Origin of the sequence: Corallincola luteus (genome assembly GCF_004336975.1) — a bacterium.
Taxonomy (GTDB): Bacteria; Pseudomonadota; Gammaproteobacteria; order Enterobacterales; family Neiellaceae; genus Corallincola; species Corallincola holothuriorum.
In genome coordinates, this window is the sequence record NZ_SJXE01000001.1 from 1,069,267 (window position 1) to 1,082,575 (window position 13,309).

11 protein-coding genes are annotated in these 13,309 nt (G+C 48.3%); 7 read left to right on the forward strand and 4 right to left on the reverse strand.

From position 1 onward, the window contains the following. Positions 1-50 precede the first annotated feature (50 nt). Together EZV61_RS04725 and EZV61_RS04730 are read right to left on the reverse strand one after the other, a co-directional pair. On the reverse strand, positions 51-689 hold the full coding sequence (locus EZV61_RS04725; protein ID WP_199405233.1) for an outer membrane lipoprotein: 639 nt from the start codon (positions 687-689) through the stop codon (positions 51-53). A gap of 430 nt (positions 690-1,119) precedes the next feature. Continuing rightward, positions 1,120-2,814, reverse strand: a complete 1,695-nt coding sequence (locus tag EZV61_RS04730; protein WP_131414499.1) for a sensor histidine kinase — start codon at positions 2,812-2,814, stop codon at positions 1,120-1,122. Between the two features lie 471 nt (positions 2,815-3,285). On the opposite strand from EZV61_RS04730, the gene EZV61_RS04735 reads away from it, so the two are divergent. The 7 genes from EZV61_RS04735 (at position 3,286) to mgtE (ending at position 10,642) form a co-directional block, all read left to right on the forward strand. Further along, positions 3,286-4,320 carry a porin gene (locus EZV61_RS04735; RefSeq protein WP_114338663.1) on the forward strand — a complete coding sequence of 345 codons (1,035 nt, stop codon included), beginning with the start codon at positions 3,286-3,288 and terminating at the stop codon, positions 4,318-4,320. Between the two features lie 165 nt (positions 4,321-4,485). Next, entirely contained in the window at positions 4,486-5,490 is a 1,005-nt protein-coding gene (locus EZV61_RS04740; protein WP_114338662.1) for a porin, read from the forward strand. 3 nt (positions 5,491-5,493) lie between these two features. Beyond that, on the forward strand, positions 5,494-5,718 hold the full coding sequence (locus EZV61_RS04745; protein ID WP_114338661.1) for a hypothetical protein: 225 nt from the start codon (positions 5,494-5,496) through the stop codon (positions 5,716-5,718). A 185-nt stretch (positions 5,719-5,903) separates the two neighbouring features. Next, the gene (gene phoB, locus EZV61_RS04750) at positions 5,904-6,593 is read left to right on the forward strand and encodes a phosphate regulon transcriptional regulator PhoB (protein ID WP_114338660.1); all 690 of its coding nucleotides are present in this window, start codon (positions 5,904-5,906) and stop codon (positions 6,591-6,593) included. Positions 6,594-6,606: 13 nt separating this feature from the next. Further along, a complete protein-coding gene (gene phoR, locus EZV61_RS04755; protein WP_130566659.1) occupies positions 6,607-7,935 on the forward strand; it encodes a phosphate regulon sensor histidine kinase PhoR in 1,329 nt (442 codons plus the stop codon). 103 nt (positions 7,936-8,038) lie between these two features. Continuing rightward, a complete protein-coding gene (locus EZV61_RS04760) occupies positions 8,039-9,010 on the forward strand; it encodes a PstS family phosphate ABC transporter substrate-binding protein (RefSeq protein WP_114338658.1) in 972 nt (323 codons plus the stop codon). Between the two features lie 264 nt (positions 9,011-9,274). Continuing rightward, the gene (gene mgtE / locus EZV61_RS04765; protein ID WP_114338657.1) at positions 9,275-10,642 is read left to right on the forward strand and encodes a magnesium transporter; all 1,368 of its coding nucleotides are present in this window, start codon (positions 9,275-9,277) and stop codon (positions 10,640-10,642) included. Positions 10,643-10,645: 3 nt separating this feature from the next. On the opposite strand, the gene EZV61_RS04770 is transcribed toward mgtE, so the two are convergent. Next, positions 10,646-11,107, reverse strand: coding sequence for an NUDIX hydrolase (locus tag EZV61_RS04770; protein ID WP_130566660.1), 462 nt, complete (start codon positions 11,105-11,107; stop codon positions 10,646-10,648). A gap of 76 nt (positions 11,108-11,183) precedes the next feature. After that, positions 11,184-13,256 carry a polyphosphate kinase 1 gene (ppk1, locus tag EZV61_RS04775; RefSeq protein ID WP_131414500.1) on the reverse strand — a complete coding sequence of 691 codons (2,073 nt, stop codon included), beginning with the start codon at positions 13,254-13,256 and terminating at the stop codon, positions 11,184-11,186. Between the last annotated feature and the right edge of the window lie 53 nt (positions 13,257-13,309).

Consider the following 13,309-nt stretch of genomic DNA (forward strand, 5'->3'; position numbering starts at 1 on the left):
TATTGGTTTCTCATGCGGCAGTCAATGCTGCCGCATGATAACAAATTTGCTTAACCGTTGTTTGATGCTTTCTCTGTGGTGCTGCTATTAGCATCTTGATTTGAGCCGCCGATATCGCCACCCCCAGCATCGTCACCTGTTGTTGGTGTGCCTCCGCCGGTTGAACCGCCTGCGGTGCCTCCGCCACCCGAACCGTCGGCTTTGAAGTTGCTGTAGTTCTCGAGTTTATTGACGCGGGTAGAGCTGCCTTGTTGCAATATCTTTACCCAGTCGCCGGATGCCACAGCGTCAGGTTTTTCAGGGTCAAATGCCTGTACCACAGAGATAATATCGCCACTCTCTAAACGTATGGTGTATTCATGCCCCTGCTTGGCGGTTAATGATTCCTCCGCCATTGCGCCAACGGTTGCGCCAACGACTGCCCCGACGACAGCGGCGATATCACTGCCTTTGCCACCGCCAACAGATGAACCTGCGATACCACCCACGGCTGCACCGGCTAAGCCACCCGCACCTGATTTAGTGCCTTCAATATTCACCACTTGAACATCGAGGACTTGACCAACGCGAACCTGTTGCACTTTTCGTGCTTCTTCTCGGTTGTAACTGGTACCGGTTTGTGAGCTTGGTGCACACCCCGCTAAGAAAGTGACCAAGGTGGCCATACCAACAATGAGAATTTTACGCATCAGCGTTCTCCTGAATAAATCTATCTAAATCTAGTGTGACCGATTGCAAGCCTCTGTGCTAGCTACAAACTGTTACATTAGTTGTCTATTTTGCTAATTGAACAGTGTCTTTACCTACATCATTTCGGTTGCTTGAACTGTCTACCGCGGCAGTTGGAACTCGTTATGTTTTAAAGCGGTGTTCAAACTGTTCATTCGTTACATCAAGGTGAAACGACTCAGTTTGAGGGGTGGGGCAAAAATAGCTGTTTGTTAGCCCACTTGTTTATTCCGCGTGCGTATCGGCGTACCTCATTGAATTGCGATGCCGCTGGATATAGGTAGCAGATCTACTTCTATGACGCATAATGCAATCGAGCCTCCTTTCCCGTATACCTATCAAAAATCGTTCACCACAGCGGGTAACTTTTCGCTGATTCTCAATAGTTGGCTATTCACTGCTGATAGGGAGGGTGATGGTATAGCTTAGCCCTTCTCCCTGAGGGCTGGTGGCCTGAACGCTTCCCTTTAGCGATTGCGTAATAAGGTTATAAAGAATATGGGTGCCCAAACCACTGCCGCCGTGTCCTCGACGCGTAGTAAAGAAGGGATCGAATAGCTTGCGAAGGCTTTCCTGAGATACGCCAGTACCTGAATCGCGATAGATAATTTGTACCTGCCCATCGACCATGGCGATATCGATAAAAATATCACCGCTGCCAGTGTCATTGAATCCATGGATCAGAGTATTCATGATGAGGTTGGTAAATACCTGTGACAGCGCACCCGCGCGGCAATGAAGCACAAGGGTTTCTGGACAATTGATATGAAAACGGGGCGCTTGCCGTTTCAGTTTGGGCTGCAGTGACTTTATAACCTCGTTGATATAGCTTTTTAGATTGAGATCCCGGATCAGCTCGCTGGTTTGGTCGACAGCTACCTGTTTAAAGCTGGCGATCAGTTCTGCTGCGCGGTTGAGATTGGTTGAGAGCAGCTGCGTGCTTTGTTGAGCGTCGGTCAAAAATTCGGCTAGATTGCTTTGTGTTAAGGTTTTGTCGCTAAAACGCTGTTGTAGCTCTTTAACTCTGTCGTCTAGGTAGGATGCTGCGGTAACTCCCACTCCAATAGGGGTGTTAATTTCGTGTGCGACTCCTGCCACTAACCCACCCAATGATGCCATTTTTTCTGATTCAACCAGCTGGGCCTGGGTTGCTTTTAGCTCTTGTAATGAAACGGCCAGCTCCTCTTGTTGCAGTTTCAGCGCAGCTTGATGCTGTTCCAATTCACTTTTTTGCCGGTCAACTTCAACTAAAGTGCGGCTTAGTGTGGAGGTTTTTTTGGCGACATCTTGTTCCAACCTTAGATTTTGTTCATCTAATTGCCGGTTGGCGTCGATTAGCTCTTTCTGCGTCGAATCCAGCCCTTCTTTGTATTCCGCAAGTTGGTCAATCATCTGATTGAAACTGCCCTCTAACAGGGTCAGTTCATTTTTTTCATCACCACTGAGTTTTACTTTAGCGGCACCAATATCTTCTAAGTCCAAATCGCTGATCTGTTGAGTCAGCTCGGAGAGAGGTTGAGTCAAAAGACGATTAAACACCATCATGACAAGGAATATTAAGAAAAGGGTTTTTATCAGGGCGTTGCCGACCAGAAAGATAAGGCTGACCTTAATTCGATCTATCACCACATCTCGGCTGGAGTATATGGTGACATCTCCGAGCAGGGTGGCACGGCCTGAAAATTCAAAAACAAGGGGGAAAGTAAAGCCAAATAGCCCATGGCTGCCTTGTTGTAATTGTGGTGCAGTCAGTTGTTCGGCGAGCGGTAACGCGTTTGCTGTTAGTTGCCTGCCGATCTCAATCATCGCTTTTCCGCTTTCGTCTCTTATCACGACGCCTTCGATCATTGGCATAGCAACAAGGCCCTCTGCGATAGTGCGAGCTTGCTGTACGTTCAGTTCCCAGATCGCCCGGGTCAAACTGGCGCTAAAGGTTTTTTGGATCGTTTCCAGCTCGCCCGTGATATAGGATTTGGTATTGAAGTATTCAACGGCGACCTGGCCGCAGGTCACCAAGAAAGTTAACACGAAGTAGATCGAAAGCACTTGGTGCAGAAGTTTTCGGGAAAGACTGTTGATCTGCATGGCTACATCCATCGCCCAAAGTAATGAAAACGAGTCCTCGTATCTTATTTAATCAATTGTGGATAATATTCTCTGTTTCGCCAAGGGAAGAATGTTAAAAACAGCTAGTTGATCAAACCCTTGCAGCCTTTTATCCCGAACGAGGACAATACAGCCTAACGGTTCCCCTATCAGCGCTATTGCTCGTGTGACCATTCTCAATTTGCAACAAGCCGTCATTTATTGCTCCGATGGCGACAGAATTATCCTGCCCAATTCAGCATTCAATAAAAGTAATGTTTTGATATTAGTCATAAAAATGAATTTATTTATACCGCGTTAATTTGTCTTGACTAGTTTTAACAAAATGGTGACGACTGACATCAAACTGTCACAATTGCCTGACAAACTCTGTCGCATCCGAAGCCAAGGCTTTGATAAGAGCTTTCGGAATTTGAGAAACCAACAAATTTTTTATAAGGGATAGTTACGATGAAGCACTTCGCGAAAACTGTTGTTGCCGCTTCTTTGACCATGGCGTTTGCCGCTCCGGCATTCGCGGTTGCTCCGGTCACCGTTTATGGTAAAGCTAACGTTTCCATTCAAGCTGCAGACGATAAAGGCACTGACGGTTCTGAAATGGAAGTTAAGAGCAACGCATCACGTTTCGGTATCAAGGGCGGCGTTGAGTTGATGGATGACCTGCAGGCCATCTATAAGTACGAATTCCAGATTAACCTGACAGACGACAACGCAGGTAATAGTAGTGATGACAACCTTAAGTCACGTAACCAGTACGTTGGCTTGAAAGGTTTCTTCGGTGAAGCTGTGATTGGCCGTAACGATACCATGCTCAAGCAGTCGCAGGGCAAAGTGGATGTTTTCGGTGACCTTGAAGGTGATATTAAAACCTTGTTCCAAGGTGAAAACCGTGAAGGCGACACAATCTCCTATAAGACACCTAAGTTTAATGATTTCCAGTTAGGTTTCACCGTTGTTTCTGAAGACAACAGTGCTCAGGAAGATGATAACGGCGACACTAACTTTGGTTTCTCTTCTGCTATCACGTATGGCGATAAGAAGCTGAAAAAATCTGACCTGTATGCTGGTTTGGCAATGGACTCTCAAGTCGATGGCGGCTGGGACATCATCCGTGCAACCGTTGGCTACAAGTGGGAAGACTTGAAGTTAGGCTTTATTGTGCAAAACCAAGAGCAAGATAAAGATTGGGGTGGCAACGGCGAAGACCAGACCGGCTTCATGCTGAGCGCTGCTTACACCATCGATGCTTGGACACTGAAAGCGCAATACCAGACGATGGAAGATGCTGACGGCGCGGGTAAATACTCAGAAGGCAACGACGCTTCTGCTATCAGTGTCGGCGCTGACTATAAGCTGGGCAAACCAACCAAAGTATACGCTTACTACACGATGCGTGATTGGGATGACGCCGAGTATGAAAATGCTGGCGGCGATATGGAAGATGACGAGTCTTACTTCGGCATCGGCCTTGAGCACAAATTCTAAATCCTGCTTTAGACGGATTTAAAGAAAGAAACGGGAGCCATTGGCTCCCGTTTTTGCATTCCAAAAGCTGACTCCCTCTGGAAACTGTTACAGGTCAATTGGCTATGTGACGTTTTTGTTACTATCCCTCGAAATATTGTTATTTGATTTGATGAGGGAGTTCCCATGGCCATACGCCTGTTACCTGCGCTGCTACTTTTGGCTGCGACACCAATCAGCCAAGCGGCACCAACGCTTTACGGTAAGTTAAATTTAGCGGTGCAACAGAGCGATGATGGCACCACCGCCCGTGGTAGTTACTCTGAAGTCGCCAGTTATGCTTCTCGTTTTGGCCTTAAGGGCGACAGTGAACTGGCTGATGGCTGGGGTGTTTTCTATAAGCTTGAATTCCAGGTCAATATTGATGATGACGAGGGTGACGCGTTGGATTCACGGGATCAGTACGTCGGCTTGTCGACGCCGGCGGGTGACGTGATGATTGGGCGTCGCAACACCATTTTCAAAGAAGCCAACAACGGTGCCGATCAGTTCGGCGATGTTGAAGGTGATATCAAGTACCTGTTTGCCGGTGATAACCGGTTAGGTGACAACATCACCTGGAAATCTCCGATTTGGAATCAGCTGCAGCTGGGTGCCACCGTTATTATGGGCGACAACAGCAAGCAGAAAGACAAAGAGGACGGTGATGAAGGTTATAACCTCGCGCTGTTCTATGGCGATAAATCGCTTAAAAAGCAGCCGCTGTGGGGGGCTGTTGCCTATGAGGATGGGGTTGCCGGTTATAGCAATACTGTGCTGGTAGGGCGCGCTGCACTGGGTGATTGGCAATTTGGTGCAATGTGGCAAAACACCGAAGACAGTGAGAGCAATGATGATGAATCAGGTTATATGGTCAATGTTGCTTATTTGATGGAAGCTTGGACGTTTAAGGCTCAGTATATGGCCTCCGATCTTTATAAAATTGGCTACACCAAGCGAAAAGATGAAGACGGTAATAAACTAGGCTTCCAAAGCGGCAGTAGTATAGGCGTTGACTATAGTTTCAATAAGACAACGTCAGCGTATCTTTGGTACACCATTAATGAAAAACCAGAGAGCAGCTACCGTGACACGGCCGTGCAGAATGACGATGCCAGCTACCTTGCTTTGGGAATGATCCATAAATTTTAATCCATGGCTGTTGCCCTTCACGGCATTCTCGATGAGTTGGTAAAGTCTCATCTGGTGCGTTGGCCAACGGTATCGTCTACTGGGCAATCCGGTGCCGATCCTGATTTGGTGGCGAAAAAGAGCGATGAACCTCCCCGCGAAAACAAGGGGAGTAGCTTATCGGCAGGCGCGGCGGCAGGACTTATTACTGCCGCGCTGGCAGCTTTGATTGCCGAATTAGGCAGCTAACAGCAATTTATCTACTGCGTCACCGTTAGTTTTGTGACTTATTAACATTTGTCATAAAAGTGAAATCTATTAGCCTGATAATCTTTCATTAGAGCGACACCTCTACGTTTTGAGTAGGGTGTTAATGAAATAGCTGGCGTGCAGGGATGAACTTGAAACGCTCAGTGGACAAGAGAGGAAGGTTAATGGCAAGGCGCATTCTGGTGGTAGAAGATGAAGCACCTATTCGTGAGATGTTGTCTTTCGTATTGGATCAGCATGGCTACCAGGTGGTGGAAGCAGAAGATTTCGATTCTGCACTTTCACGTTTAACCGAACCCTATCCTGATCTCATCCTCCTTGACTGGATGTTGCCTGGTGGCAGTGGCATTCAGCTTGCCAAGCAGCTTAAACGTGACGATATTACCCGCCAGATCCCGATCATCATGCTTACCGCTCGTGGTGAAGAGGAAGATAAAGTGCGCGGCTTAGAAGTGGGGGCCGATGATTTTGTCACTAAGCCCTTTTCGCCGAAAGAGTTAATGGCGCGCATCAAGGCGGTTATTCGCCGCGTTAACCCCACCAGCTTAGATGATGTGATTGAAGTACATGGATTGCGTTTGGATCCGGTCAGTCATCGTGTCACGGTTGATGATGATAGCTTGGATATGGGACCGACAGAATTTAAGCTGTTGCACTTCTTTATGACCCATCCAGAGCGAGTCTATAGCCGGGAGCAGCTATTAGATAATGTCTGGGGAACGAATATTTATGTTGAAGACCGCACCGTTGATGTTCATATTAGGCGTTTACGAAAAGCGATCGAGTTGTCCGGACATGATAAGCTTATCCAAACTGTTCGTGGAGCTGGCTACCGTTTCTCCACCCGTATTTAGTTGTAATGGCTGAATGGATAATCGCTATAAAGCAGCACGCCTGATAAGCACGCTGTCACTTTTTTACGCTGGGGTTATTTTACTGGGCTTGCTTACCGGCCTACTTATCGAGCTGTTGCTCGTTGCTTCTATTGCGCTACTTGTTTGGCACTACCTTAATCTTAATCGTTTACGCCATTACCTCTGGCAAAGCCGTCGTTTTGCCCCTCCCGAAGGCTCTGGTAGTTGGCGTCCAGTGTTTGATGGTATCTATAAACTGCAGATGCGCAATCAACAGCGCCGCAGCCAATTGGGCGAGTTAGTTCGCCGCTTTCGCGAAGGTGCCGAGGCGTTGCCTGATGCGGTTATGCTGATTGGCCAACATCATGTGATCCTTTGGTCTAATACTCAGGCCCATGAGCTACTTGGCTTGCGTTGGCCGGAAGATCGCGGGCAGCGGATCGATAACCTAGTACGGTCACCAGAGTTTGGTCATTTTATTCGGGCAAGAAATGACAAAGAACCGCTTATTCTCACATCCCCCATTGATACCCAGCGTCAATTAGAGATGCGCTTGATGCCCTACGGTGATCATCAACGGCTGTTAGTGATCCGCGATATTACTTTGTTGGTGCGCTTGGAAAATATGCGGCGGGATTTTGTGGCTAATGTTTCCCACGAACTGCGCACACCGCTGACCGTGGTTAAAGGTTATTTGGAGATGTTGTCAGACCCATCGCAGATGGATCCTGCGATGTGGCAGCAGGTGCATCGTATGTTGGTCTCTCAAACAGACCGGATGGACAGTTTGGTGTCACAATTAACAGAGCTTTCAAGTTTAGAGTCTGCTCGGCAGTCAAAGGGCAGTCAGCGTATCGACGTTAGCCAATTGCTCGCTATTGTTGAGCAGGAGGTCGACGCTGTATATCGCGACAAACAGTTGCAGGTGACTTTTGATGTAACGCCGGGCATTGATATGTTTGGTGAGCCGAGGCAGATGCGCAGTGCCTTTTCCAACTTGATCTTCAATGCCGTTAAATATACCCCGGCTGGTAGGCATATAGAGGTGGTATGGAAAAAGGTGGCAGCCGGCGCACTGTTTTCAGTTAAAGACGACGGCGATGGCATCGAACCTGAGCATTTATTGCGACTCACTGAGCGTTTTTACCGTGTCGATAAAGCCAGATCGCGCGATACTGGTGGCTCAGGCTTAGGACTTTCCATTGTTAAACATGCACTTGGTAACCATCAAAGCGAATTGAAAATCCGTTCAACCGTGGGTAAAGGCAGCTGTTTTAGCTTTGAGATCCCTTCTCACCTGCTCGATAGCCGACGTATTTCCGAACAAGCTAACGAAAGTTAGTGCCTGTCATAAAAGCGTAACCTTGCAGTCATAGAGTTGTCATCAGAGCGCCAGATACTTGAGCGCGATTAGAGCTTGGGACGACCCATAAACGGAGTACACAATGAAACTGAAACATCTGGTTGGCGCTATCGGTTTGACGGTAGCAACCGCATTTTCTGCAAACGTGGCTGCACTAGACGCCGAACTGCCTAAGTATCAGAAGACTTCTGGTATCTCTGGCAACTTGTCAACAGTCGGCTCAGATACGCTGGCCAATATGATGACCTTTTGGGCTGAAGAGTTTAAGCGCGATTATCCAAACGTAAACATTCAGATCCAGGCGGCGGGTTCTTCTACTGCGCCACCAGCACTGACTGAAGGCACTTCAAGCTTCGGCCCAATGAGCCGTAAGATGAAAGACAAAGAGATCGCAGCATTTGAAAAACGTCATGGCTACAAGCCAACGGCTGTTCGTGTTGCTATCGATGCTTTGGCTGTTTTCGTACACAAAGACAACCCTATCAAAGGGCTGACTATCCAACAGGTTGATGCCATCTTCTCTAGCACTCGTAAGTGTGGCGAAGTCACTGACGTTAACTCTTGGGGCGACTTGGGCCTGACTGGTGACTGGAGCAAGAAAGATGTTCAGTTATATGGTCGTAACTCAGTGTCTGGTACATACGGTTACTTCAAGAAAAAAGCCCTGTGTAAAGGTGACTTCCGTAACTCTGTGAATGAGCAGCCTGGTTCAGCGTCTGTTGTTCAGTCTATTTCCGCTTCATTGAACGCGGTAGGTTACTCAGGTATCGGTTACATGACTTCTGGTGTACGTGCAGTGCCACTGTCTAAGGATGGCGTTAACTTCATTCCTGCCGACATCGCTAATGCAGCGAATGGTAAGTACCCACTGTCTCGCTACCTTTATGTGTACGTGAACAAGCACCCGAATCAGCCTTTGCCTCCAATGGAGCGTGAGTTCTTGAAGATGGTTCTGTCACAGACGGGTCAGGAAATCGTAGAGAAAGATGGTTATATCCCACTGCCTAACAAGGTTGTGATGGCCGACCTGAAAGCACTGGGCATCGATCTGTAATCGCTTACCACTGCTTTGCAAACAAACCCTGGCTTCTGCCGGGGTTTTTTATTTGCCCTACCAGCGTCACAAGTTGGTCATTAATTTCACGGTTAGCGTGGCTGTATCTTATTGTTAAAGCACAGGTAACAGTGCCTGAGATATTTTGCTGCGGTTGATGCAACCTCCGCTGCGAATAGTGGTCTTCTATTAACTGAGTTGTGGCCAGTGTGTTTATCCATTGGGTGCGAGTCGACTAGTTAGCGCGGTAAGGGGAGGAGTATTATGAGCGACAAGGTGACCAGAGAAGCCCAAATCGCCCGTGACGTGGGTATTGTCGAAGCGGGGCTTGATAGCGGTTCACTGAGTAACGTGCGCTACCTGCTCAATTTTAGCCTGCCCCCTGCTGATATTGCGGATCTGATCGAAGCCAGTACACCGCAAGAGCGCCAGGTGATCTGGAAGCTGCTTAAAGAAAAGCATCGTGGTGAAGTGTTGTCTGAGCTGGCTGAAGATGTTGCCGGCGACTTTTTGGAAAACATGGCACCGAAGGAGTTGGCAGAAGTAACCGCCGATCTCGATACCGACGATATCGCTGATATCTTGCAACAGCTGCCCGCTACATTAACGGCTCAGGTACTGCACTCCATGCGCGCGCAGGATCGCCAACGCGTTGAGCGAGTCCTCGGATACAGTGATGATGTGGCGGGTGGTTTAATGAACACGGATACCGTGTCAGTTCGCCCCCATGTCACGGTAAAAACCGCATTGCGTTACTTCCGCCAGCTGCCTGCTCTACCACAGATATTCGATAGTCTGTTGGTGGTTAATACAGATGATAGGCTGCTTGGCAGCGTCTCCGTAAACTCCCTATTAACCGCAGATCCCAGTACCGAAATAAAAGCCCTAATGGATGAGGAGCCGGTCTCTATTAATGTCGACATGGCAAGCATGAAAGTGGCATTACTGTTCGAAAAGCGGGATCTGGTATCTGCTCCCGTGGTGGATGGTGACGGCTGCTTGCTTGGTCGGATCACGGTTGATGATATTGTTGATCTGTATCGTGACGAGGCAGAGAACCATATTATGGAACGCGCTGGCATGGACGCGGAGCAGGATACCTTTGCGCCAGTGATGAAGACTCAGCGCCGGCGAGCCGTTTGGCTGTCGATCAATCTGGTGGCGGCATTTATGGCAGCGGCGGTGATCGGTCTATTTGAAGCGACGATAGAACAGTTTGTCGCCCTAGCGGTACTGCAACCCATTGTTGCCAGCATGGGAGGGATAGCAGGTAATCAGTCATTGGCCATAATGATCCGCGCCCAAGTACTGGGGCAGATCAATCGTGGTAATATCGGCTGGCTGTTTTCCCGGGAGGTGAGGGCGGGGCTGCTGAATGGCGTACTGTTCTCTGTCTTGGTCGGAGTCATTGCCTGGTTCTGGTTTGAACATGCCGCGCTGAGCTGGGTGATCGCGATGGCGTTGGTGGTGAACCTGTTTATTGCCGCAGTAGCTGGGGTGCTTACGCCGATGCTGTTGCAGCGCTTCAAAATTGATCCAGCGTTGGCTGGTGGAGTTTTAGTGACCACGTTGACCGATGTGGGTGGATTTTTTACCTTCCTAGGCTTGGCAACCATCATATTGGTTCATTGATAACTAGCTGGCTTGCTCCTGCGTGTGGAGTTGGTTGACCATCCGCAGCAATATTTGTTTGAGGTGGCGACACTGCACAAGTTGCAATGCTTTTGGAATAGAGACAATGCAACGCTGGCGTTGTGCTTGTTCTGGCCAGCTGCGCAGTAACATGGTCACTTCCATGGGATAGAACTGTAACTGTCTTTGCCTGCCACCCGTGAGCCGTGAAAAGCTTTTTGCATGACGCTTAGCCCCGACGATGCCAAGTAGGCCGGCCTCTTCATAGGCTTCGGTACGGGCAACCTCTTTATGACTCAGGTGGGGTTCGTCATGGCCTTTGGGAAAGAGCCACTTCTTTTTGTTGCTGCGGCTGGTAATGAGCACAACTTTCAACTCATTACGATCGAAAACGAAAGGTACGACGCCGAACTGAGCATCAACCAGGGGGGAGCGAGAATCTTTGGGCTGCTTTGTATATTTCATACCGCGTACCGTTAGCTGTCTCGGGCTAGCCTGTTCTTGCTAGCATTATCTACCCCCGGCCATAAGGCAAGTTTATTTAAGCACCTGCTTTATTTTGTTCGACCGCCTTCAAATATTCGTAGGTGGCTATTTGTGAACGGATCTTGCGGCGGTTACCCCGCGGCTTGTATTGGTTCGATTGCTCTTTATCTATGATCCTGGCTTTGGTGGTATCTGACCATTGGATATTTAAAATATCGATGATCTGTTGCTTCAATGCTGGATCATAAATAGGGCAACCGACTTCAACGCGGCGATCAATATTTCGTGTCATCCAGTCAGCAGAAGAGATCCAAACGGCCGGTTCGCCTTCATTTTCAAATACGGCCACCCGAGGATGTTCCAAAAAGCGATCGACTATTGAGATAACCTCGATATTTTCGCTCAGGTTAGGGATCCCTGGGATCAGCGCACACATGCCACGCACAATCATTCTGACTTTGACACCTGCGCTACTGGCTTTATACAGGCGATCAATGATCCCTTTATCATCAACATTATTAATTTTCAGGAAGATGCTCGCTTTTAAGCCTCTGGATGCCGAGGATATTTCGCGGTCTATGGCGCGATAGATACGACTCCGGCTGTCCGTTGGGGAAACCACCAAGTGTTTGAAATTAAATCTCTTATAGCTATGAATGATAAATTCGAAGACGTTCTTTACTTCTTCGGTGATCTCTCTGTTGCGAGTAAATAGACTGAAATCAGTATAAATTTTTGCGGTTTTTTCATGGAAGTTGCCGGTGCCAATATGGGCATAACGGACAAGTTCATCACCCTCTTTGCGCGTCACCAAACATAGTTTGGAGTGACATTTCAGTGATGGCACACCAAAGTCCACTTTAACCCCTGCCTCGGTTAGCGCCTTGGCCCATTCAATATTGGCTTCTTCATCAAATCGCGCTTTGAGCTCAACTATCACCGTGACCTTTTTGCCATTTTCAGCTGCATCAATCAGTGACTTAACGATACGGCTGCGCTTGGCTAAACGATAGACACTTAGCTTGATGTCTCGTACCGCAGGGTCGATTGCTGCCTGGCGCAGAAATTCGGTGACATAACGGAACTTGTGGTACGGATAATAGAGCAGGATATCTTTTGCTTTGATGGCGTCAAAAGCGGTGATATGGCTGTCAAAGTCATGGCTGTTAACGGCCGGGAGTTTCTGGTGTTCCAGATAACTACGGCCAATGTTTGGAAAGCCAATGAAGTCGCGGAAGTTGTGGTAGCGACCTCCGGGGATCACTGAGTCAAAGTTGGAGATACCGAGCTTAAACTTAATCAGTTCAACCATCGATTCCGGCATCTCTCGGTCATGGACAAAGCGCACTGGCTCAGCGGTAAGGCGCTGCTTTAAGCCCTCAGACATCTGCTCCATTAAAGATTGGTCGATATCATCTGACAGACCATACTCGGCATCTCGGGTCATCTTCATCGAGTAGGCGTGGCAGGTCTCGTACTGGAAAAACGGCGCAAATATCTGGTCTAGGCAATAGCGGATGATGTTATCTAACAAAATGACGTTTTTGCGTTTTTTGCCTTTTTCTCGTGGCATCTGCACAAACCGTGGAGCGTCATCGGTAGGGATTTCGATCACAGCGTATTTTACTTGCTCGGGGCTGCGCATCTCGGCGATCAGATAGGTCAAATCATCTTTCAGGATCTTTGCCAAGTCAGTACGACGGTCAACAATAATGGGGGCGATATAACGGAGTAACTTGTCGCGAAAGTACTGTTTCAGCCAAAGACCCTGTTGTTCACTCAGTTGGTCTTCATTGATCAGAAAAATATTATGTCGCGCCAGCCCTTTAATCACATCGGTATAGATGAGATCAAAATCCTCCTGCAATTTGAGCACTTTGGTTTGGATCTTGGTGAGCAGGTGTTGGGTTGGGTTGGCGTCGCCTTTACTGACTTTACTGATCAGCAGGCGGCGTTTTACATCGGCCACCCTGACGCGGAAAAATTCATCCAGATTATTGGAAAAAATGCCGAGAAAGCGCACTCTCTCGACAATCGGCACCGACTTATCCGCCGCTTCCTGCAGAACCCGCTCGTTGAAGCTTAACCAGCTAAGTTCTTTCTCGACGTACAAATGATCGATGCTCATTGTTACTCCTAGTTATTTCCGTACGGATACCGTTGCTACCGCGCAATGATCTT

What these genes read in the sequence shown, in the direction of transcription:
- EZV61_RS04730 (WP_131414499.1), bottom strand. Translation starts at nt 2,814, where the DNA reads ATGCAGATCAACAGTCTTTCCCGAAAACTTCTGCACCAAGTGCTTTCG.
- ppk1 (WP_131414500.1), bottom strand. Translation starts at nt 13,256, where the DNA reads ATGAGCATCGATCATTTGTACGTCGAGAAAGAACTTAGCTGGTTAAGC.
- EZV61_RS04760 (WP_114338658.1), top strand. Translation starts at nt 8,039, where the DNA reads ATGAAACTGAAACATCTGGTTGGCGCTATCGGTTTGACGGTAGCAACC.
- EZV61_RS04740 (WP_114338662.1), top strand. Translation starts at nt 4,486, where the DNA reads ATGGCCATACGCCTGTTACCTGCGCTGCTACTTTTGGCTGCGACACCA.
- mgtE (WP_114338657.1), top strand. Translation starts at nt 9,275, where the DNA reads ATGAGCGACAAGGTGACCAGAGAAGCCCAAATCGCCCGTGACGTGGGT.
- phoB (WP_114338660.1), top strand. Translation starts at nt 5,904, where the DNA reads ATGGCAAGGCGCATTCTGGTGGTAGAAGATGAAGCACCTATTCGTGAG.
- EZV61_RS04770 (WP_130566660.1), bottom strand. Translation starts at nt 11,107, where the DNA reads ATGAAATATACAAAGCAGCCCAAAGATTCTCGCTCCCCCCTGGTTGAT.
- phoR (WP_130566659.1), top strand. Translation starts at nt 6,607, where the DNA reads ATGGATAATCGCTATAAAGCAGCACGCCTGATAAGCACGCTGTCACTT.
- EZV61_RS04735 (WP_114338663.1), top strand. Translation starts at nt 3,286, where the DNA reads ATGAAGCACTTCGCGAAAACTGTTGTTGCCGCTTCTTTGACCATGGCG.
- EZV61_RS04725 (WP_199405233.1), bottom strand. Translation starts at nt 689, where the DNA reads ATGCGTAAAATTCTCATTGTTGGTATGGCCACCTTGGTCACTTTCTTA.
- EZV61_RS04745 (WP_114338661.1), top strand. Translation starts at nt 5,494, where the DNA reads ATGGCTGTTGCCCTTCACGGCATTCTCGATGAGTTGGTAAAGTCTCAT.